This window comes from Planctobacterium sp. AWH2_060 (assembly GCF_056158425.1).
In genome coordinates this window covers 838,152-859,203 of sequence record NZ_JBSWTG010000001.1, presented here as the reverse complement: position 1 = coordinate 859,203, position 21,052 = coordinate 838,152, and the positions used below count along the sequence as shown (strand labels likewise).

The window sequence follows — 21,052 nt, the reverse complement described above, 5'->3', positions numbered from 1 at the left end:
GTTATGCGTCCTTCTCGATTAAGCGAAGACCATAATTGACCATCGCAACAAAGACCCAGTGTTCCACCCTGAACGATTCCATTTTCTCCACCGTTTTGGGCAGATATTCTGGTGCTTCGGTGTCATCAGTACCCTGCATAAGTGCAGCCTGCTTTGCGATTTCGAGCAATTCAGAAGGAGATATAACCGCCTCCAGCTTGTCAAAGTCCTTGAGCAACAGTGTTGCGGTTTGCTTATCCATCGAAGGATTAAATGGGTTGTAGCGAAGCATGGTTATGCGTCCTTTTTAGGGGCCTGATGCTGTCTGACAGGCTCAGCACCAACAACCATGTTTTTCATGGGGTTCTCAGGGTCTGGCTCCAGTTGAACGTCCATATGGGCCGGATATGCATTACCGAGGAATTCCTCAATCAGTTTCGGGTCAGCTTTGACCTTGAAACCGCTTTGTTTCTCGTCTGCATGAAATCCGGCAACGCGCTTTTCACCGTTTTCGGTTTTCCATGGGCGCAACGGTGTGCAGCAATAGAGGGTGGCTATTTCGTAGGGCTTGTTGTTTGATTTGCCTACGCCTTTTGAATGTTCAAATCCGGTCACGAATAATTGCATGGTTTTACTTCCTCAAGTGGTCTTAAATCAAAGTTAAGTAAGTGTTTATAGGTATCCGGCAGGTTGAATTTCCCGCCAGATTCGCGGGCGATAATCGAATATGCTTTCTCAATATCACCGTTGAAATGTTCGGCAACGTCCGTTAAGAGTTTGCCGACTTGCCTGCGCGCCCAGCGGATTTTGCCCGCAAATTCGAGGCGGGTTTTAACCTGCGATAGGCGCACACGTTGCAATCTGTCTGCTGAAATTTGTTCTTTGTAGGAGCCAGCGAAGGCGCAGAGGGCCGCGAATGATGCGGGTAAGTCTTCCAGTACGGATACCGAGACTTTTTTAAGTTCGACTTCGGTTCTGTACCATGTTTTATCTGATACGCCCTGCTCTAACGATTTGTCATAAATGCGCCAGTAAACCGGGCTTTTGCGACTTCCCACGTAAACGGTATCACCGAACAATTCTTTGCTGGTGCGTGGTCGCCTGATATCCAGTTGCGGGGTTCTCCCGCCTTTGGGGTTGTTAAAACCGTTGTCAGCATAGGCCCGTTCAGCAAATTTAGTGTCAAAGTTTCCGGTGAAATCATCGTAAGCAATATCGATACGGGACAGGCGAATAATGCTTAAGACTTTAGAGAGCCAGTAATGCAGTACAAAGGGGCGAATTTTTGCAAAGGTGTGCTGGCAACCGGTGCCGGATATCTGGATATAAACCGTATCGTTGTTGCCACCATACGCCAGAAAGCCCACTTCGATTTTTCCGGTTGGGTCGTACAGGCGTCTTGATTCATGATAGCCATGCAGGCCCTTATTGCGTGGATGGCCCACTTTGAGATTGAGAATTTTTTCAATGAACTGGTGGCAACGCTGATAGCAGACTTCCTCAAATTTAGCCTGATAGTCCCGAATAAGGGCTTCTTTTGCTTCCAGTGATTTAGCCTTTCTGAAAAGTGGCTGAGGGAGTTTTACCCATTGATTGCGTTTTGTGGTTTCTTTGCCAGCCCGGTTTAAATGGCGGAAATCGGAAACCGGGACGGTAAAAGCCAGATGGTCAACAAACAGAGTATCGTGGAGCTTCCAGTTCTTATTCATCGAACACCCCTTGCCTACACAATTCAGGGTAATTCTTCGGGGTAATTTCTGTTAACTGGTATTGGGTGCCATACTCACACGTAAGGAAGTCGCGCATTTCTGACATAGATTTGAACCATTCATTACGACACGGCCAGTCTGAACATGTGGCGTTCACTCCTGCTCCGTCGTTGTCGTAATAGATGGTTATCATAAATCCAAGGCCGTGTTTGATGCGGTATAATTTTTAGGCGAATACTAAATCTCGATATTGGGCGTGTCAACGCCCTAATATGGGCTTTATGGTGGTGAGCATTGATCTGGAGTGTGATTTTCTAATAGGATTGAGGGGAGGTTCTCAAATTGGATAAATTGGTGTTTTTAGATTCAGCATTTAAGTATGCGATGATGCAAAGTAAAGGGCTTACGAATAAGTCAGCGTCTGAAGAAATGGGTATTCCTTACAATACTTATCAAAAGTGGGTGAATTGGCGCAATACATCAAAGTTTCCAAGTGACGAATATGTTCATTTGATCGCCAAGTATATTGATTGGAACGTTGATGATTTATTCATAGCTATTCAAGCTGCAAAACACGCCAATAGTGAACTTCAGGAGAGGTATGAAAGCTTAATTGACAGTAAAAACCTTGTATTTAAAAAGGTTCTTACTAATGATTAGTAATGGGCCGTTCACTATAGCTTTGGCCACTAAATCAAATCTAGCGTCCATTATCATTTTGAGAATTTAACGAATTACGGCCTACCCCTTTTTGGGCGTTACAATACGCCATATTGGGCGTTATTAACTATGTATACATTATGGGAACAACCCATAAAGTGTGGATAGAATGTGATTAGTTAATTTATGCTTTCGCTGTCTTCAATCTAATTTGGTTCTGTAGCCGCTGTTTTACCAGGTTCACAACTTTCATGGAGATATAAAAAAGCCCGACGATTTGCCGGGCCTGTTCAGGTTGGTATTAAATACGATTCAAAGTGACATGTGCAATATCGGATATGGTTTACCTTGTCCGTCAGTGGCTGAACGTCCAGTCACTTTAAAGCCGAGTCGCTGATAGAATCCTGTTGCTTGTGGATTTTGCTCGTTTACATCAACTTTATGTGCCGCCTGATGATCTATAGCGTGACGAGTCAGAAATGAGCCTACGCCATTGCCTCTTTCTTCAGGTGCAATAAATAGCATTTCGATATTGCCGTCATGTACACCGCAGAAGCCTAAAATGTTGCCACTTTGATTGATGGCACATTTTAAATCTACAGCATCAAAATATTGTTCCAGAATCAGTGGCTTTAACTCCTGAATATCTGACTCTGGTAAAAAGTCATGCGTGGCTCTCACCGACGCCTCCCATATTTCAATTAAGGTCAAATAATCAGATGGCTTTGCTGTTTTAATTTCCATAACGATTGGTTCCATGTTGTATTCAGATAAATTTACACAGGAATCTTATCAGCATGATGGATTTTTTCGAAGCCAATTTACTCTTGAATTCAATAATATGTCATTGTGGCGGTACTATCTGGACCCAAACGTAGCTAAAGCACTAAAGTCAGATATATTAGGTGATGCAAGAATTACGCGTAACCGCTTTTACTTATCTAAATCGCTGAAAGTGACGCAATCCGGGTATCAGTTGCAGTCACTAAGTCGATAAGTGTGTCTCGATTGTGATTTGCTTTTTTAAGAAGTCTTGTAATTTCTTCTTGTAGTAGTCGCAGATTGGTACGGCGTTTATCTGCAAATAATAAACGGGCTGCGCTGGTGTAATAATCCCCCAAACTCTCAAAAAACTTTCGGGTAAACGTAACCCCTGTGGTTTCAAATTCTGAAATATCAAACAGGTCCAGTTCCAGCCAGATTTTAATAGATTCTGTAGCAAAGTTGTTTACATCGTAAAAGCCTGGATTACTTAAATCTGCGTCTGAAACTATTTTGGCTTCTCTTGAGCCCACCTGTCTTTTGGCGACATTGTCTGAATAATCAATGGCTGTGCTGTAAATACTGCATGCAACACTGTCGATTACTGCCTGGCTATATCCCAGCTCCACAAGCTTATCGTGAGAAACATTAATACTGATCTGCTCGTGCTCCTGGCGCTCAATAATATTGCCAATATCGTGCAGTGCCGCCGCCAGTCCAATGCGCTCGTAACACTTGTCGGTATAAGCAATGCCATCAATAATGGCCAGTTTTAATGCTACAGATAACACTCCTTTTACTGGATTAAAGGTATGACAAACATTGTGGAAATAGAGCTTTTCTAGCTTCTCTTCGTCCTGCAATAAATAGTCTTTAGCAAACGCCACAATTTCCATAAAGGACTCAGACTGAGGAAGATAACGACCGTTTTTATAACTGAAAATATCCAGCGTCATAAACTCGTGCAAGCTGGCAACCGGATCTTTGCTATTGGTGACGTAGTCATTGGGCAGGAAAAAGCATGATTCTTGATCAATCACGACTGGTCGAAGTGGGTAGGAAATATCTCCGAGCATCTTTTTCGCAAGCTTTCATCTGTTTTATTATTATTAATCATAGAGTTACAATTTCGGCCTTGCAACATTTTATTTACAATTCCGTAGTTTATCTGGACAGTCAGTTAAAAGAGAAAGCGCCCATAGTTATAAATTTCTCAAAAACTGTTGATTTAAACGGCTAATTCATCTTATCTCATAGAATTAATTAAGGTTATTTGCTAATTTTATCAATAACTAATGCCCCTACTCCGGCTAATTTACAAGGCATTTAACGGGTCTCACATACATGTTCCAAATTGGTTGTTACTTAATCCAGGAAAAACTTTTTGAAAGTTCAGGCACTATTGTTTTTCGGGCTGAGAATACGCAATCGGAGCAGAATGGGTTTCCCTCCAGTGTCGTACTAAAACAACTCAAATACGATTACCCAACCTCTGAGCAACTTGCTCGCTTTCGTCGGGAGTTTGAATTAACCAAAAAGCTGGCTGGTCCCGGTGTTATAGGTACGCATGAATTAATTCGCCACGAAAACACACTAGTGATGGTGATTGAAGATTTTTACGGTGAATCATTAGCTACGGTCTATAAAGAAAGGGCTATGCGGCTGCCTGAATTCTGGCGATTTGCTATTAAAATTGTAGAGTGTTTATCAATAGTGCATGACGCGAAAGTCATTCACAAAGACATTACCCCATCAAACATCTTGCTCAACAAACAAAATCAAAAAATGAAACTGATTGATTTTGGTATTTCCATTGAGCTGGCCTCTGAAAGTATTGATGGTGAAAAACCCGGTGTGTTAAAGGGCACTTTAGCCTACATTTCACCTGAGCAGACAGGAAGAATGAATCGGGTACTGGACTACCGCACCGATTTTTATTCCCTGGGGATTACCTTTTATCAAATGCTCACCAACACTTTGCCTTTTGATGCAGACGATCCTATCGAGTGGGTTCATGCGCATATTGCTAAGGTGCCCAAATCACCTCATGAACTTAACGCCCGTATTCCCAAGCCGCTTTCCGACCTAGTGATGAAGCTTATTGCTAAAAACGCTGAAGATCGCTATGTCACAATCGCTGGCTTAAAGCGCGACCTGGAAATATGCCGTCGCGAACACAGCACTACCGGCGATATCGGCCAGTTTGTACTGGGCGCACATGACCACTCCGGAGAGCTCAATTTATCGCAAAAGATTTATGGACGAGAGCTGGAAGTGGCCACCATGTTGGGCCTATACGACAAAGTGGTTAATGGTAGAAAGTCACTGTTAACCGTGTCTGGTGCGTCGGGTATTGGCAAAACCTCATTAATTAGAGAAATACAAAAGCCTGTTGTGTCACGACAGGGCTATTATACCGAAGGCAAATTTGATCAATTTGAGCGCTCTACCCCCTACTCTGCCATTGTCCAGGCGACCACTTCACTGGTGCGTCAAATCCTTACCGAAAATCAAGAGCAAATAGAAAACTGGAAACAGCGCTTTTTACTGGCACTGGAAGGCAATGGTCAACTGGTGATAGACGTAATCCCCGAAATGAAACACATCATTGGAGAGCAACCCACGCTGGCCAATATTCAGGGGACTGAATTAGAAAACCGTTTTCATCGAACCTTTCAACGATTTATGCGGGCTGTCTGCGACACTGAGCGGCCATTAGTTATCTTTCTGGATGATATGCAGTGGTGTGATCTGGCCACTTTAAAACTGGTATCCCTGTTACTTAACGACAATCATATTAAACACCTCTATCTGGTATTAGCCTGGCGCGACAACGAAGTCATTGAAACCCACCCCCTGGCTCAAACCCTGGAGGATCTCAACAACAGCGATGTGGTGCGCAGTAACTTAAAACTAAGCCCCTTATCGGCTCAGGATATGAATCGATTTATTGCCGATTCCACCGGATTAGATATGCAGTCTTGTCGTCAATTGGCGTCACTGTGTTTTGACAAGACATTAGGCAACCCCTTCTATCTCAATCAGTTTCTGCTGTCCCTGTACGATGCAGGACAAATTCGTTTTAGTCATGAACGGATGCAATGGACCTGGGATATTGCCACATTAGTGTCAGCTGACAGTACCGATAACGTCATCGACTTGATGCTGAAAAAGATGAACGCCCTGTCACCTGAAACCCAGTCGTTACTGCAGTGTGCAGCTTGTATTGGCAATCGGTTTGAACTGCATACGTTAGCCACTATTAGTCATCAGCCGGTACAACAGGTTGCAAGACAGTTAATGGAGGCGTTAAAAGCCGGCTTTTTAGTGCCTGTGGACGAAGCTTGGCAATGGGCGCAGTACCTGGATTCGGATACACAACTGTCAGTAACATCGGAGCTAAAATCACGGGCCGAGTACCGCTTTTTACATGACAGGGTTCAACAGGCAGCACACGCTTCAATGTCTGAAGTACAGCGTGATAAATTGCATTTACAGATTGGTCGGATCCTCAGTGAAAAGTTATCAGGCAACGAATTAAACGAACGCATTTTTGAAGTCGTTAATCACTTTAATGTCAATCTCAAAGACCTTGAGCAAGATCAGGAACGGCTCAATGTTATTAATATGAATCGCATTGCTGGTGAGAGAGCAAAAACCAGTGCCGCCTTTTCTATAGCTGCAGACTACTTTGCAGTTACCCTGTCGCTAATTAACGAGAATGACTGGCAGAGTAAAACCGATTTTATTATTGGTATTTACCTTCAGGCGGCTGAAGTTAGTTGCATCAACACTAGCTATGTTGAGATGTCCAACATACTTCAGAATCTGGAGAGTCACACTTCCGACAAGTTCGCAAAATTAAGTGCCATGAAAATCCGAATTTTGGCATTGATTGCGCAAAACCGTTCCGATGAGGCGGTTGATGTGGGACTGGCTGCCATGTCTTTGTTTGATATTGATATGCCACGCAACCCGGATGAGCAAGATGTGGAGCAGGCAATTTCTTCTACTTTGATCTCGCTTTCATCTGTAGATGATACTTTCTTACTCTCCGGAAATGATGCCCAGGATCCAGAAGCGCAAATAGCCCTGGATGTGCTGAATGTATTTGCTGCCGCGGCTTTTCGCAGTCAACCCATGCTGTTTGCACTGCTGGTGTGTAAGATGGTGCAATTGTCGGTCACCCGAGGCTGCACCGGCACCAGCTCATTTGCTTTCGCCACGCTGGGTATTTTGCTTTGCGGTTTGGTGGGCGACATCGACAAAGCACAACGCTATGCCAATGTTGCACAAAAGCTGATAGAGCGCTTTTCTGCAACAGACATAGAAGTACGTACGGTTTATGTCATCAAAACCTTTGTAGAAATTTGGAAAAAACCTCTGGAATTGTCTATTTCAGATCTACGCAGTAATTTCCAACTGGCGCTGACCCGTGGTGATCTGGAATACGCGTCGATGTCGGCCATGATGGAAAAGGTCCACAGTTTTTACACTGGGCAAAATCTTGCTGATTTATTGCAAAGTACCAGAGCCTACCTGGACAGTATTGAAGAAGCCGGTCAGGAAGTGTTTCACCATTACGTTTCCATGCTGTGTCAAACCATCAGCAATTTACGGGAACCCAATGAACACCCCTGGGTTTTAGAAGGGGAATTCTACAAAGAAACCGTAGGGGTGCCGATGCATGAAAGTGTGGAGGATCACACCGCACTGGCAAAACTGTTTAGCTTTAAACAGTTGACGGCGTTTTTAGCAGAAGACTGGGCTGTTGCCGATGCCTATGGTCAAAATATCATTCCACTGCTACCGGGGGTCGTTTCTTCAATCTATTTACCGCAGTTTTATTACTTCAGCAGTCTGAATCTGGTGATGCGCCACAGAGATATCGAACTCAGTAAAGAACAACTGGATCAGCTACGGCAATTCTCCAAATTACTTAATGGTTGGTCGCAGGGTTGTTCCCACAACTTTGCCAGTAAAGCCACACTAGTCAAAGCAGAGCTTAGCCGTTTAACCACCTCATTTAATCTCAAAACCATCAAGCTCTACGAGAAAGCAATCGAAGAAGCACGTTTAAGCGGCATGGTGCATGAAGAAGCCCTAAGCAATGAGTTTCTGGCTCGATTTTGGTTGCAGTACAACAAAATTGAAGTGGCGCAGATATACCTCAAACGCGCATTTCATTTGTACGATCTATGGGGCTGCGAAGTTAAGAAAATCAAGCTGCTGGAAAACTTCGATCAGTTATTGGGCTTTGATACAACAATAAAAACCTGGGAAAAAACGCCTACCACAGTGACTTCTGGGTTTACCCAAAGCCAAAGCCTCGACCTTAACTCCGTTATGAAAGCTTCACAGGCTATTTCCGGAGAAATTGTAAAAGAAAAGCTCATTCATACCATGATGCTATTAGTGGTGGAGAACGCCGGAGCGCAAAACGCCTCGTTGTTACTGCGCAACAACGGTTTGTGGCAATGGACCGCTAAAGCCACCTTGGAAAACAAAAAAGTAGAGCTGTATGATGAAGACTTCAGCTTTATGACTGATGAGCGTTTGCCCCTTCAGGTATTGCAATATGTGCTTCGGACTCAACAGGCATTACCTATTCACAACGCCACAGAGGACCCACTTTGTGCGCAGGATGCATACGTAATCAAACACCGTCCTGAATCCATCCTGTGTGTGCCAATCTCCCACAGAAGTGAAGTTCTGGGCCTGCTGTACCTGGAAAATAACTTACTGCGCAATGCCTTTACACCAGAGCGAATTGAAATAATTCAATTACTCTCATCGCAGTTAGTTATCTCAATGGAAAACGCAAATCTCTACGCAGACCTGGAAGCCAGAGTTAAGGAGCGCACCAAAAAACTGCACGAAGCCAACGAAAAACTAACGTTATTGGCAACCCTTGATTCGTTAACAGGCGCCTGCAACCGAAGACACTTTATCGAACTGGCCAACGTTGAAATAGCTCGTTCGAAGCGTTCCGGCAGACCCATTGGCATCATGATGTTGGACATTGATCACTTCAAAGCTGTTAATGATGAGTTTGGCCATGCCGCAGGCGACGAGGCTTTAAAAAAAGTAGTGAAAAACTGCATGAAGACTTTGCGTCCCGGGGACCTGTTTGGCCGTATGGGTGGTGAAGAGTTTGCATTACTGCTACCAGATACGGATCTGGAGCTGTGTCAAAACGTCGCTCACCGATTACGCAATTCCATCGAATCACTGCAAATCATTAGTGACCCTCATCATTTCAGTATTTCGGCCAGCATTGGTGTCTGTGGTTTTAATGGTGGCAATGAAACACTGGAACAATTATTACACTGTGCCGATCAGGCTTTATATCAGGCGAAGAATAAAGGCCGAAACCGAGTTGAAGTTCACCCCCAATAAGCCCTCCCTGCAAGCCTGAGTGATGTCCAACACATTTTCAGGTCGCTTTTATATGCTACACTTGGTTTAGTGCAAAAAAGTTAGGATTTTTCTGTGCTAAATCCGACGTCAGGGATTACATTTACCGTAGCTTGACTGAAAACATATGATTTTAATGAAAAAAACTGCACTCACTGCCACAATATTTGGGGCACTTGTTCATGCCTCAATTTCCGCCAATGAAACCCATGATACGCAGTCATCTGAACAATCAGAAATGGAGAATATTACTGTCTATGCACAAAAACGTCCTCAAAGATCTCAGGATGTCAGTGTGGCTGTTTCAGTATTGCAAGGCGATGTGCTGGATAAGCTCAAGCTCAAAGATACCACTCAATTATCTGCGCAAATTCCCAATGTAAAGATTACCGCAAACACTGGTGAAGGCGCGCCACCTGTGGTGAATATCCGCGGTGTCGGCAGTCTGGATTACAACAATACAACTACAGCTCCGGTAGCGTTCTACGTCGATAACGTGGTTGGTGGCTCGTTGAGTAATTCGTTGCTGTATCTGTTTGATATGGAGCGAATTGAGGTATTAAAAGGACCACAAGGCACCTTGTTTGGCAGAAATACCACAGGCGGCGCTGTGTTGCTTACTTCGAAACAACCTGTGTTTGAAACTGAGGGCTATCTAACCCTTGGTCTAGCCAATCAGGAGCACCACAAAATTGAAGGGGTATACAATACCCCGATTTCAGATTCTACCGCGTTAAGAGTGGGCTTTAGTCAACAGGACTACGATTATTCCTCTAACAACCTGGAGCACGGATATCCTCAGGCCGGGATGAGACAAAACAATGTGCGTCTGCAGCTCAGACACGAACAAGAGGATCTGAGCTTTTTACTCAAATTGCACGCTGCTGACTGGGATGGCAATGTTAAACCGGTCAGAAGCAAAGGTTATATTTCCGCTTCTGGTGAAATTTGCTCACCGGAAACGGCTGGAACAACAGCCTGTACCGACAATTTTGGGTTTAATGTTGGCACTGATAATTTTCACGATGTACGACTAGACGACAACAGTCCTCACACAACCGAACGATATGGGGCCAGCTTTGAACTTAATTATCAGCTAACTCCAGAGCGCAGTTTTACCTCTATTACCAGTATCAATCAGTTAGACAGATTGCACACCTTTAACTGCGATGCCAGCCCATCCCGTCTTTGTGATGGCGATCTGGGCGTAGATAATCAGATTTTCACCCAGGAATTTCGGCTAAATCAGCAATTGGGTGAGCATTACCTGATTGCCGGGTTATTTTATCTGGATGAAGACATTCAGCAGGACAATGAAATTGACCTGTTTTATGATTACAGAGCCTTTCTGAGCACCGGACCTGTGCATCTTTTTTATGATAATCAGGTATTTACCAATTCTCTGGGAGCATACAGTCAGTTAGATTATCAGCTCAGTGACACCCTGACCTTAACCACGGGCTTGCGTTATACCTGGGAAAATATTGATTACTTCGCCACCTCGCTATTAAACGTGCCATTAATGGCGGGAGACTTTAACGGCATTACCGTACCGGGTTGGAAAATCCCGGGCGAAATCAAAGACAATAACCTGTCCGGTAAAATTGCCTTAGTGCAGCGTATCTCCAACAGCACCAGTTTGTATTACAGTCTTAACCGGGGCTTTAAGAGTGGTGGTTATAACGGTAGCCTGGCTTTTTCCGTTGATGAAGCGCGACTGGCGGAGTATGGTCCGGAAACGCTCACAGCCTGGGAAGTCGGTATGAAAACCGGCTCCAAAGACTTTAATCTGAACCTCGCTGCGTTTTATTACGATTACCAGGATCAACAGGTATTTATGAACCAGCAATCCGCAGAGCAGTTAGCGGCGCCCGCTCAGGTGTTAGATAATGTTGGTGAATCTGTGATTTATGGTGCAGAACTGGACATTACCTACATGCCCGGAACCGACTGGTTATTGCAGGCGGGTATTGGTTATTTACCAGAGGCAAACCTGGAAGAGTTTATCAATGTACAAGGGCAAACCATTCGGGATAATCGCCTGCCCTTCAGCTCAGAATGGAATGCCAATGGCTTAGTTAATTATCGCACTGACACAGACATGGGGACTCTGAGTCTGCAACTGGAGTTTGATTATCAATCGGCTTTTTACTTTGATCAGAACCAAAACCCACTGGCAATGCAAGATGCCTATACTTTATGGAACGGCAGCGCCAGTTGGGAACGACATAACTGGGAAGTTACCTTGTGGGTTAAGAACCTGACAGATGAAGAATACAGCCAGATTCATTTCGATATGGGTCCCGCTTTTGGCTTGCTGCAGGACCTGAAAGGCGAAGCCCGCCGATACGGCGTTGAGCTCAGTTATCATTTTTAACAAAATCAGCGGGCCTGGTGACTGGTAAATTCCTTTCCTTTTGCTACATTTTCAACAGTTAACATCTCAATTGAGCGTGTTGATGCTTTCCAGTCAAAACCCGTTAATTAAGGATAATGGTTAATATGAGCTCAGTAATCCCCTCACTTCCGCAAAAAGACTCTGCCGCACAACAAGCAGCCAGAGCATTTCAGCTTTCGGTTGCAGGTACGTCATTCAATTATATGAATACCTATATGTTAGGTGTGGCACTTTCAGCAGACCTGCCGGATGGAGAAGAATTTAACACGCCCTATAAATTGAAACTGATCCCCATCGTAGCCACCATGATGGCGAATTTAATTGCTAATCTTGAGGATATGTTGGAGGAGGAGAAAGAACTCACCAAGAAGCACTCAATACTAGACCGCATCAGAGATGCCGCTAAAGAACTAATTGATTTTCAGGATAGCAACATCAGCGACAAGGTAGACGCCATTGGCGATATATTTGACGCACTGGACGATATTCCGGAAGCGTTGGGAGTAGAGTTGCGCAGCCTGCCTTCCAAACTACAAAGCAGTTTAAAAGCTATTAAAAAGCTGGCCAAAGAAGTGGAGAAAAACGGCCCTACGGCTATTTTGAAGAGCTCAATGTGGGATTTATTGTCTACCACCGAAAGAAGAGAAATTCTGGAAGCGGAAACCTGGGAAAGGTATAAACAACTGTTTCAAAAAATCCCCACGCCATTAATGCTGCAAATTGACGATAACAAACAGCCCTGGATGGCAGATGCACAATTTCAGTGTATGGAGGACTGGTTTCTAGGGTACCTGCAGGTAGGCGGCTTTAACACCACCATGTTACGCGGCGTGCGCATAAATGCCCCAGAGAATACCGACATTGTGGACCTGGACAAGCTGCTGACTAAGTTTCCCGTAACCGATGAAATGTTAAAAATCGAGGTGGGCGACGACACCCTTAGCCTCAAAGCTGCAGCAGAGCAAAATCGCTTGTTTGTAGTGGATTATGAGTGTCTCGAAGGTGCTACTTGTGTGCCTGTTCACGGTGAAGAGCGTTTCTTAGGTGCACCAATGTGCCTGTTTTATCTGAACCCCAATCCACCGGAAGGCTATCCGCAAACAGAAGGTGGCGCTTTACAGCCAATTGCCATTCAGTTGTTGCAAAAGCCAGATCCGGTTAAGGCCCCTATTTTCACCTCAAAAGATGCCGGCAATGCCAATGACGAAAACGGTTACAAGTGGTTAATTGCCAAGTATTTTGTCAATGTCAGCAACGCCATTCAACACGAATCCGTTGCTCACCTGGGCGACTGTCACCTGGAAATTGACCCTATGGTAGTGGCTGCCAACCGCAACTTCGCGAAGGTTCACCCACTGATGGTTCTGTTAAAACCACACTTTCGCTTTACCATTAATATCAATCAAAGTGCCTTGCATAGTCTGATCATTCCCGGTGGTGTGGTCGCCACCAATGTTGGCCCGAGAATTCAGGATACCTGGGATCTGGTAGCGGAAGCCCACAAAAATTGGAAATTTGATCACAACAACCCAGAAGTCCTTTTTGCCCGTCGTGGTGTAGATACCATCCCTAGCTTCCCCTTCAGAGATGACACCATGTTGTTGTGGCAAGCGACCTTTAATTGGGTTTCGGACTATATCGATATCTACTACAGCAGCGATGAAGATGTCGTTAAAGACTTTGAGTTGCAGAACTGGATAAACGAAATGGTGTCGGGTGATTACGCCGGATTCAAAGGCTTTGAACACTTGCAGGAAAATCCGGACGCAGACGGACATCCATGGGTTTTGGCTTCAGTGGATTATCTGAAACGCATTATTGCGCAGATTATTTACATCGCCGGACCACAACACGCATCGGTAAATTTTGCTCAATATCCACTGATGTCCTTTATGCCCAGTGTGGCTGGCACCATTTATGAACCTGCACCAGGCAAGGATACGGTAATAAACGATGAAGAGGATTGCTGTAAATACTATCCGCCTCTGGATGTAGCCTCTTACACTTACCTGTTTGAGTACCTGCTTTCGAGTCTGCAGTACGATACTTTTGGCCATTACGACGAAGGCGATGAAAAGGACGATGGCCCTTATTTTGATGACACTCGAGTGGCTGCACCTCTGGTCAAATTTCAGCAAGCTTTGAAAGAAATAGAGGGCACTATTACGCAGCGCAACAAAACCCGGCCAATGGAATACCCATTCCAGATCCCGTCAAAAATCCCAAACAGTATCAGTATTTAACTTAGCTTATAAACCGGGAAGCTTAATGCTTCTCGGTTTTAATTGCTACCTGGGGTAATATTCGTTGAGCCGTTTAAACAGCGTTTGAGCGAACTGCTGGCGAATGCCGATTGCTCCGGCGGAGAAACATAACTAGCAATAGTATTGGCATAGGTGCCATTGTTTAACATTTCATCCATGGCTCGCTGCAACGCGTTGACTATCTCCAGATCGGTGGATTTATTCAGTGCCAGGTGGTTACCACCCAAAGCATCATCATTAAGCTCTAACACTGGCACCACGTCTTGCGGTTTCAAGCCGACTCTTTTGAGTTGATAAGCCAATGTTAAAGACGAGCCGATCATCAGATCCAGTTTGTGATGTGCAAACATTTGACTGTCTTCATGCTTGTTGGAAAAAGTCAGGTATTCCTTGCCTTCCGTCATTCCCAAATCATTCAGGACATCCTGATAGATATCGCCACGGGCAATACCCACCGTATAATTCAACAGGTCTTGTTCGTTTTTAACCTTGAAATCGGTACGTGTCTTTAAGCGATAAAAACAAGCGTTACTGGAGGTCAGCGGGCCCGCCCAGCGAAATAACGCTTCGCGCTTTGGATAACGAGCCGTGGTAAAAACGCCGGTGTTTTCATGAGTTAATGCCGCTGTATAAGCCCGATTCCAATGTACCAGACTAAAATCACATTCAATCTCAGCTAATTCGCACGCGGCAGCAACTATCTCGTAGTTAATGCCCCGTAATTTATCATCTTGCAAAAAGTTATAGGGTGGGAACGACTCAGTGAAGAGTTGTAGCGGTTTGCTTTGTGCATTGCCATCCTGAGGCAACAGGAGCAATCCAGCTATGGCGGTAGCAACAACACCAGTGAACTGCATAGTCAACCACCTACTCCCAGCAAAATATCTTTTGCAGTTTATCGGTTAAAAAAGCGATAGCGGCTGGCTACGCCTTGCAACAGATTAGAAAAAGATTTAGCCATTCTCGGCCCTATGTAATTATCCAGCATCTGACCAAACAACGGGAATTGCATGCCAAACTCTGAAGTCCAGGCTACACGCGTTTTATCGCCTTCCTCAGAGAACTCCATGCGGCCTCCAGGGTGATAAATGCGCAAAGGCTTTGAATCAGTTATGCGATATTCCATCACCTTGTTAGGTTCAAACTTAATGATTTCTTCTTGTAACGTTGCGCCACTCACCTTAACTTCCCGAACAGCGCCTACGCCATTGGGCTCAGTGTTGCCAGTTTTTAACAACTGCGCCGCTTTGATGCCTGGATACAGATTATAGTTACTATGATCAGTTAACATCTTAAAAGCTGCATCTATCGGCATGTCTAACAGTTCTACTACTTCTATCTTGTACAAAACAACTTCCTGAATAATGGGTTAGTCGTCAAATACAGTGCTACAACCACCGTACTCATTAAATGCTTTATCCCAACGACGCACGTCATTGGCTCTGCGCCACCTTTCATGGAAAAACTCCATCAAACAAGGTCCGGCATCAGTTTGTATAATCAGTGTATCATTTTCCTGTACTTGATCGTATTGGGGATAACTATCCAGCGTTCCCCAGAATTTTGCGCCATTGTTACCGGCATAATCCAACCAAAAATCATTCAGCCCAATCCAGGATTGGCGTTTACTGTGCCAGACCAGCGAGACATCATTAATTACCATGATTTTACCGTGCCGTGGGGTTCCTTGCGCCAATACTTGCCAGCAAAAACAACTAACGACTAAGCCTACAATTAATTTTTTAAGCATGATTATTACCGGTTGATAATAGCGTGACTTCTCGCTGAGGAAAGGGAATGGCAATGTTATTGGCCTTCAGGGTATCCCAAATCATTTTGTTTACCTGATATCGACTGGCAAACAACTTATCGGTTTCCACCCAATAGCGCACTTCTATATTAACGGAACTGTCCGCAAACTCTGCAATACCAATCAGTGGTGACGGCTCCTGGGTAACCACCGACATCTTGTTTAGCGCTTCGCTCAGCAAAGCGATAACCTGGTCTAAGTCACTATCATAGGCTACCCCAACCTGCATTTCGGTCAGAGTGTAATTCCTAGAGTTGTGCAAAATCTCGCCAACAATATGTTTGTTGGGGATCAGGATCTCAACGCCATCTTCATCCTCTAATTTGGTAAAGGCCAAAGTGATCTCACGCACAACGCCAGAAACACCCTCAACCTGAATAGTATCCCCCACTACAAAGGGCCTGGCGAGAATGATATTGAATCCCGCACCATAATTAGATAGCAGCCCCTGCACTGCCAACCCAGCTCCCAAACCAAGCGCACCGATGGCCGCCACAAATGGGGTAATACTGATGCCAATCATGTTTAAACAGATTATGGCAATCATCACCAGGATAGTGATTTTAACCACATTTCCGATAAACTGAGACAAGGTGATATCCAGGTTCTTTCTTTTACACAGCGCCACGACCGCTGCAGAAATCCGTCGTGCTATCAGCAAGCCCAAAATAAAAACAAACAGCGCACCTAATAACTGGAAGCTGTATTCCACAAGAAAATTAACGATAAGGCTGTAGACCTGTTGAACTTGTTCTAATTGTTGATTGGCAGATTCATTCATGCTTTTGGCTCAGATTCAGGAGGTTTAAACGTTCGAACTAAACGGGCAACTAAGCTCTGTGTATGCCACTTTAGGTTCTTGATACATAGTACTATATCATCTCTGCTCACTGTACATAGGCAATTAGTCGCAGAGCTAAAATTGCCCAACGGCGGTAATTCTGCTAAAAATAGGTATGCAATCGCACTGACTGTGCCAATTGCTGAATGATAGCGAAATCACTCAGGCAGTCCCCATGAATAATGGATTACACCATCCGCAAGATAGTAACTTAGTTAAGCCACAAGTCACTGAGGAGTTGGCTCTGCTAAAACGCCAGGTCCAGGACCTTAAAAAACAACTCAAAGAAGCCGAATCCTTAGCGAATTTGGGGTTATGGGAATGGCATATCAGCGAAGATATCGTGGTCTGGTCGGAAAACGCCTATCGTATGTTCGAAGTTCCACCGGGTACACAAATTACCTATCAGAAAGTTTTAGAACGCATCCACCCGGATGATCGGGAACATCACAATCAACGCACTCAGGAATGGCTAAAAAATGGTGGTGGAGCTCCCTACGAATATCGGCTGCGAATTGATGAGCGCATAAAGTACTTTAAAGCCTTTGGCAAAGTGGAGCATAACCAGGATGGTAAGCCAGTGCGTTTTTTTGGAGCCATTCAGGACATCACTGAGCAGGTGACTTTACAAAATAAGCTGGAAGCCTCGTTACCCCATGTGATAAACGATTTCATCCCCATTTGCGCCTGGTGCCAGGCCATTAAAGACGAGCAAAAAGGCTGGTTATCCATCGAAGACTACTTGCACAGTAAAAACGCCGGCGCATCGCTAAGTCATGGTATCTGTCCTTCCTGTATGCAAACTGCAGAAACTGAGTTCGACGCTGATATGGCCAAATTGAAACAGGTTAAACAAAAAAAATAACCAGCTTAATTCATACTCTATTTAAATGGACGTGCCAGTACTCATTCTAAATCAAGGGGGTCGTCTACTTCACCTTAAGGCGCAGTCGGCGCCCCGACAATGATTCATATCGAACGAAAGTGGTTAAACTATACTGCGGCGTCGAAATAAATTTCGACCTACCAACAAACTCAAAATTAGAGCCTGTGGGTAGGTTGAGTGCTTCAATATCGATAATTTATGACGTACCCAAATAATTAGGTTCTGGCTTCGGTTAGCTCTGGCAAAACCGGTTGTCGCTCAAAAATGGTTCTCGATATTGCCCTGATTAGTCAGCTTATTCAAGATTATCACTATCCAACGCATATCCATGAACAATGAAGATTTTGCCTGATACCTTTAGCGTGTTGACTAAATAATTACCCGTGCTATTCTGCCATGGATTGGGCAATTTTAGCTGTATTACTCAAAATTAATTACAGATTACAACTGCCCATGGAGGGTGTAATGGACGTCATTACTCTGTTTATTACTGTTGCCGTCAGCATATTCATGTTTCCCTATCTCTCTTTAATATTTGTTGAGCTCATCAACAGTATAGGCAAAAAGCATTGTTCAAAAAGGCCATCATCGGCAAGCAAGTTGGAGAACAACTTGCGATTTGAACCCGTCCCCCCCCGTTATTAAACTTTAAATCAAAGGAAGTCATTATGGATGTTGCATTGATATCAAGCGGTATTCGGGCAGTCATGCGCGCTGCACAATCTGGAACAGTATTATATGCAGAGCACGCTAGGGATAGAGCGATTTTTCTGCCCAGCGTACAGTTGCCAGAATTAACGATTCGAAGCCAATTAGATATGTACTTGCGCGAAAATATCGAGCTGCAAGAAATCGAACCATTTGCCGCAATCTGGGCTGGCGAAAACGGTGTTATTCTCTCCCAAGATGCCACCATTTACGACCCTGCTTTTGCGGAAATGCAAAAACTAAAAGCGTTAGCTAAATTAAACGCCAGCGATCTTAACGATCAATACGAAGCAGGCATGATAGGTGCTGGGGCTTTGATTGAACAATGGCGACTCTCAAAAGAGCCACCTTCTGTTGTGGCGCGCTTCGCCCTCACTATTACAGATATTGGTTTGGAATTTGTTAGTACCAATCCCAGTCTTTTCGGTGTCAGTGGTAAAGGCGAGGCATTGGTTGTCTCCTTTGCCAGCCAAATTGAAGCAATTATACCCAATGATGTTGCTGATTTCGGCCCCAAACAGGGCTTTGCCAACCGCCTGCTTGGCAATGTCTTGCGAGCCGCATTAAGCACCCTGGCCGAAAACCCCGACAGTGTATTTGACGACGATAATACCAAAACACTTGTTACTACCTTCATCGGCCCTGTGATTGCTGCAATGCCCAGCAACATCAATGAATATCTCAATTACCAGGATGTTGTAGATGCCATGACAGGCCCTGCAATTGGTGCTCTGTTGGGGGTAGTTGCAGAAAATCCAGGCCAGTATTTAGGTGATTCGGTTAAAAACGATAAAGCACTGTCTGCATTGTCCCAGGCGGTGATCTCTGAGGCGGCTAAACTTAGTGCCGATTCAAGCATCCTAAACTTGCTGGGCAAAGACGGAATGTTGTCTTTGTATCAAGCGGGAATGGATGTAGCAATTAAACAGCCTGAGGTCTTTATTGATGCCGACGCGCCCTATGCAGATGCTTATAAAGCACTGATTTCTGGTGTCGCAACTCAACTCAGAAACAGTCCTAAACTGGATAAAACTGTCGTCACAGGAATTGCCTCGGAAGTAATTAAAGTGGTGGGTGCTCATGCCGGTACATTATTTAAAATACATGGCGATGACTCGTGGGATAAAGTGGCACTGGGGATTATTCAGCATATCGCAGATGACATTAGTGCTGCGCTCACTACGCCCAACGGGGCACAGACATTGTTTACTCGAGAAGACTTTAAAACCATGGCATTAATCGTGGTGGCTGAAGTTAACGAAAATCCGCTAATGCTGGGCGTAGAAAAAGACGGTTTGCAGGCCATTGTAAAAAACTTAACCCAGATAATGGTAGCAGATCAGAGTTTACTATTAACGCGCGAAGACTGGCTGGTTGTTGCCAGTATGGCAGCCGCACAAGCAGCTCAAAACCCCGGCAAACTGTTCGATACAGATTCGCAAGTAATGAATAAAATCTTATCAGCCGTACTTCAGGTTGCCAGCACCACATGGGAAAATGCCGCTGCCACGGGCCTACCTAAGTTAGCATTTGGTCGAACCTTGTTGACCATGATTGAAATGATCACCGAACAGTTGGCCAACAATATCACCGGTGTCAAACAACACCCAGAAATAGTCTCAGAATTTTTAGCCGTTCTTCTCAATATTGCCAATGAGCATCCTGATGCCATCGGCAGCGCCAATTTGATCGAAGTTTTTGGTTTGTTCCTGGCGGAAGTCATGGAAACCGGTGCCCTTCCGGAAGAAGCAACAGTTAAACAAGCATTTGGAGTAGCCTGATGAATACATTGATAAAACATGGAAAAATTACGCTGAATCTGGCGTTTTGTTTATTACTTACTGCCTGTGCAACTACTGAAGACATTAAACGTTCATCCAGTTTAATCCGCATGGATAACCAGATGAATACCATACTTCAAGATACCTCAATGAGAAAATCTGATGAGGGAAAAGCCAAACTGGCAGTGATAGCCAGTGATGCAAAAGAACAGGCGACAAAAAGCACAAATCAAAACGACGCCATAGCCTTTTATCGGCTAGCAGCAACAGCAGAATGGCAACAGCAAGATGCAACATCTATTAATGATTTGGCGACTACCGTGAACTCAGGGCTGAATGTTTGCGAGAGCATGAAAGAGGATAAACCTGATCGCGATTGCTTCTTGCTGAAAATGGTCTTGCCGTTTCATGCGTTTGAAATTAACACTTATGATTTCACCAACCAGCTAACCCGAATAAATTTCTCTGATCCGGTTTCCTCAGACACTGAAGTTACAACCTTAAATGGGGCTTACAGTAAAACAGAGCAGTTTTATTCCATTCTCATGCGAATGTACAACATTGATAGTGAAGACAAAGCCATGTTGGCAGACCATCCATCATTAAAAAATTATTTTTGCACAGAGAGTCAAAAAGTCTTTCTCTTTTACAGTTCTCAGTGGGGGCCTGTAAATGCAAAAACTACTGAGTTTGAGAACAACAGTCCTGCTGTGAGTGTCACTGTAGAATTCTCTGGAGAAAAAATGGCGCTGTTAAAGCCGAAAACCTTAAGGGATAAATACCCTGCTACGTTTTCCTTATGTAATGCTGGCTAGAAATAATTAAACGGCCTGTAAT

16 protein-coding genes are annotated in these 21,052 nt (G+C 44.5%); 7 read left to right on the top strand and 9 right to left on the bottom strand.

The genetic code is table 11. From position 1 onward, the window contains the following. Position 1: 1 nt before the first annotated feature. Genes ACXAD8_RS03820 through ACXAD8_RS03810 form a run of 3 tightly spaced genes read right to left on the bottom strand, consistent with a single transcriptional unit; the run spans position 2 to position 1,688 of the window. Positions 2-271 (bottom strand): hypothetical protein, encoded by a 270-nt coding sequence (locus ACXAD8_RS03820; protein ID WP_475225100.1) that lies wholly within the window; start codon positions 269-271, stop codon positions 2-4. Between the two features lie 2 nt (positions 272-273). Further along, on the bottom strand, positions 274-606 hold the full coding sequence (locus tag ACXAD8_RS03815; protein WP_473021291.1) for a hypothetical protein: 333 nt from the start codon (positions 604-606) through the stop codon (positions 274-276). Then, positions 591-1,688, bottom strand: coding sequence for a replication initiation factor domain-containing protein (locus tag ACXAD8_RS03810; protein WP_475225098.1), 1,098 nt, complete (start codon positions 1,686-1,688; stop codon positions 591-593). Before ACXAD8_RS03810 ends, ACXAD8_RS03815 begins: the two co-directional genes overlap by 16 nt. A 342-nt stretch (positions 1,689-2,030) precedes the next feature. Between ACXAD8_RS03810 and ACXAD8_RS03805 the strand changes: the two genes are divergently transcribed. After that, positions 2,031-2,348: a helix-turn-helix domain-containing protein gene (locus tag ACXAD8_RS03805; protein WP_475225095.1), complete on the top strand. Its 318-nt coding sequence runs from the start codon at positions 2,031-2,033 to the stop codon at positions 2,346-2,348. Positions 2,349-2,660: 312 nt separating this feature from the next. Here the strand turns inward: ACXAD8_RS03805 and ACXAD8_RS03800 are convergent, their stop codons facing one another. Both ACXAD8_RS03800 and ACXAD8_RS03795 read right to left on the bottom strand, forming a co-directional pair. Further along, positions 2,661-3,092: an acetyltransferase gene (locus ACXAD8_RS03800; RefSeq protein WP_475225093.1), complete on the bottom strand. Its 432-nt coding sequence runs from the start codon at positions 3,090-3,092 to the stop codon at positions 2,661-2,663. 197 nt (positions 3,093-3,289) lie between these two features. After that, a complete protein-coding gene (locus tag ACXAD8_RS03795; RefSeq protein ID WP_475225091.1) occupies positions 3,290-4,150 on the bottom strand; it encodes an HD domain-containing protein in 861 nt (286 codons plus the stop codon). A gap of 304 nt (positions 4,151-4,454) precedes the next feature. Here ACXAD8_RS03795 and ACXAD8_RS03790 point away from each other — a divergent pair, with 304 nt between their 5' ends. The 3 genes from ACXAD8_RS03790 to ACXAD8_RS03780 all read left to right on the top strand — a co-directional run bounded on the left by ACXAD8_RS03790 (position 4,455) and on the right by ACXAD8_RS03780 (position 14,168). After that, positions 4,455-9,509, top strand: coding sequence for a diguanylate cyclase (locus tag ACXAD8_RS03790; RefSeq protein WP_475225088.1), 5,055 nt, complete (start codon positions 4,455-4,457; stop codon positions 9,507-9,509). Positions 9,510-9,663: 154 nt separating this feature from the next. Then, positions 9,664-11,904, top strand: coding sequence for a TonB-dependent receptor (locus tag ACXAD8_RS03785; protein ID WP_475225085.1), 2,241 nt, complete (start codon positions 9,664-9,666; stop codon positions 11,902-11,904). Positions 11,905-12,029: 125 nt separating this feature from the next. Further along, on the top strand, positions 12,030-14,168 hold the full coding sequence (locus ACXAD8_RS03780; protein ID WP_475225082.1) for a lipoxygenase family protein: 2,139 nt from the start codon (positions 12,030-12,032) through the stop codon (positions 14,166-14,168). Positions 14,169-14,206: 38 nt separating this feature from the next. On the opposite strand, the gene ACXAD8_RS03775 is transcribed toward ACXAD8_RS03780, so the two are convergent. From ACXAD8_RS03775 to ACXAD8_RS03760, 4 genes are read right to left on the bottom strand one after another with little or no spacing between them, the layout of a single operon-like run. Continuing rightward, positions 14,207-15,046: a substrate-binding periplasmic protein gene (locus ACXAD8_RS03775; protein WP_475225079.1), complete on the bottom strand. Its 840-nt coding sequence runs from the start codon at positions 15,044-15,046 to the stop codon at positions 14,207-14,209. Between the two features lie 38 nt (positions 15,047-15,084). Then, positions 15,085-15,537 carry an SRPBCC family protein gene (locus ACXAD8_RS03770; RefSeq protein ID WP_475225077.1) on the bottom strand — a complete coding sequence of 151 codons (453 nt, stop codon included), beginning with the start codon at positions 15,535-15,537 and terminating at the stop codon, positions 15,085-15,087. A gap of 21 nt (positions 15,538-15,558) precedes the next feature. Further along, positions 15,559-15,939 (bottom strand): hypothetical protein, encoded by a 381-nt coding sequence (locus tag ACXAD8_RS03765; RefSeq protein WP_475225075.1) that lies wholly within the window; start codon positions 15,937-15,939, stop codon positions 15,559-15,561. Beyond that, positions 15,932-16,780 carry a mechanosensitive ion channel family protein gene (locus ACXAD8_RS03760; protein WP_475225072.1) on the bottom strand — a complete coding sequence of 283 codons (849 nt, stop codon included), beginning with the start codon at positions 16,778-16,780 and terminating at the stop codon, positions 15,932-15,934. The genes ACXAD8_RS03765 and ACXAD8_RS03760 overlap by 8 nt, the downstream gene beginning before the upstream one ends. A gap of 235 nt (positions 16,781-17,015) precedes the next feature. On the opposite strand from ACXAD8_RS03760, the gene ACXAD8_RS03755 reads away from it, so the two are divergent. From ACXAD8_RS03755 to ACXAD8_RS03745, 3 genes are all read left to right on the top strand, one after another. Beyond that, positions 17,016-17,705, top strand: coding sequence for a PAS domain-containing protein (locus tag ACXAD8_RS03755; protein ID WP_475225070.1), 690 nt, complete (start codon positions 17,016-17,018; stop codon positions 17,703-17,705). A gap of 689 nt (positions 17,706-18,394) precedes the next feature. Next, a complete protein-coding gene (locus tag ACXAD8_RS03750) occupies positions 18,395-20,215 on the top strand; it encodes a hypothetical protein (protein ID WP_475225068.1) in 1,821 nt (606 codons plus the stop codon). After that, positions 20,215-21,030, top strand: a complete 816-nt coding sequence (locus tag ACXAD8_RS03745) for a hypothetical protein (protein ID WP_475225065.1) — start codon at positions 20,215-20,217, stop codon at positions 21,028-21,030. Before ACXAD8_RS03750 ends, ACXAD8_RS03745 begins: the two co-directional genes overlap by 1 nt. The last annotated feature ends 22 nt before the right edge of the window (positions 21,031-21,052 follow it).

What these genes read in the sequence shown, in the direction of transcription:
- ACXAD8_RS03755 (WP_475225070.1), top strand. Translation starts at nt 17,016, where the DNA reads ATGAATAATGGATTACACCATCCGCAAGATAGTAACTTAGTTAAGCCA.
- ACXAD8_RS03820 (WP_475225100.1), bottom strand. Translation starts at nt 271, where the DNA reads ATGCTTCGCTACAACCCATTTAATCCTTCGATGGATAAGCAAACCGCA.
- ACXAD8_RS03810 (WP_475225098.1), bottom strand. Translation starts at nt 1,688, where the DNA reads ATGAATAAGAACTGGAAGCTCCACGATACTCTGTTTGTTGACCATCTG.
- ACXAD8_RS03765 (WP_475225075.1), bottom strand. Translation starts at nt 15,939, where the DNA reads ATGCTTAAAAAATTAATTGTAGGCTTAGTCGTTAGTTGTTTTTGCTGG.
- ACXAD8_RS03785 (WP_475225085.1), top strand. Translation starts at nt 9,664, where the DNA reads ATGAAAAAAACTGCACTCACTGCCACAATATTTGGGGCACTTGTTCAT.
- ACXAD8_RS03790 (WP_475225088.1), top strand. Translation starts at nt 4,455, where the DNA reads ATGTTCCAAATTGGTTGTTACTTAATCCAGGAAAAACTTTTTGAAAGT.
- ACXAD8_RS03800 (WP_475225093.1), bottom strand. Translation starts at nt 3,092, where the DNA reads ATGGAAATTAAAACAGCAAAGCCATCTGATTATTTGACCTTAATTGAA.
- ACXAD8_RS03815 (WP_473021291.1), bottom strand. Translation starts at nt 606, where the DNA reads ATGCAATTATTCGTGACCGGATTTGAACATTCAAAAGGCGTAGGCAAA.
- ACXAD8_RS03780 (WP_475225082.1), top strand. Translation starts at nt 12,030, where the DNA reads ATGAGCTCAGTAATCCCCTCACTTCCGCAAAAAGACTCTGCCGCACAA.
- ACXAD8_RS03760 (WP_475225072.1), bottom strand. Translation starts at nt 16,780, where the DNA reads ATGAATGAATCTGCCAATCAACAATTAGAACAAGTTCAACAGGTCTAC.
- ACXAD8_RS03745 (WP_475225065.1), top strand. Translation starts at nt 20,215, where the DNA reads ATGAATACATTGATAAAACATGGAAAAATTACGCTGAATCTGGCGTTT.
- ACXAD8_RS03750 (WP_475225068.1), top strand. Translation starts at nt 18,395, where the DNA reads ATGGATGTTGCATTGATATCAAGCGGTATTCGGGCAGTCATGCGCGCT.
- ACXAD8_RS03775 (WP_475225079.1), bottom strand. Translation starts at nt 15,046, where the DNA reads ATGCAGTTCACTGGTGTTGTTGCTACCGCCATAGCTGGATTGCTCCTG.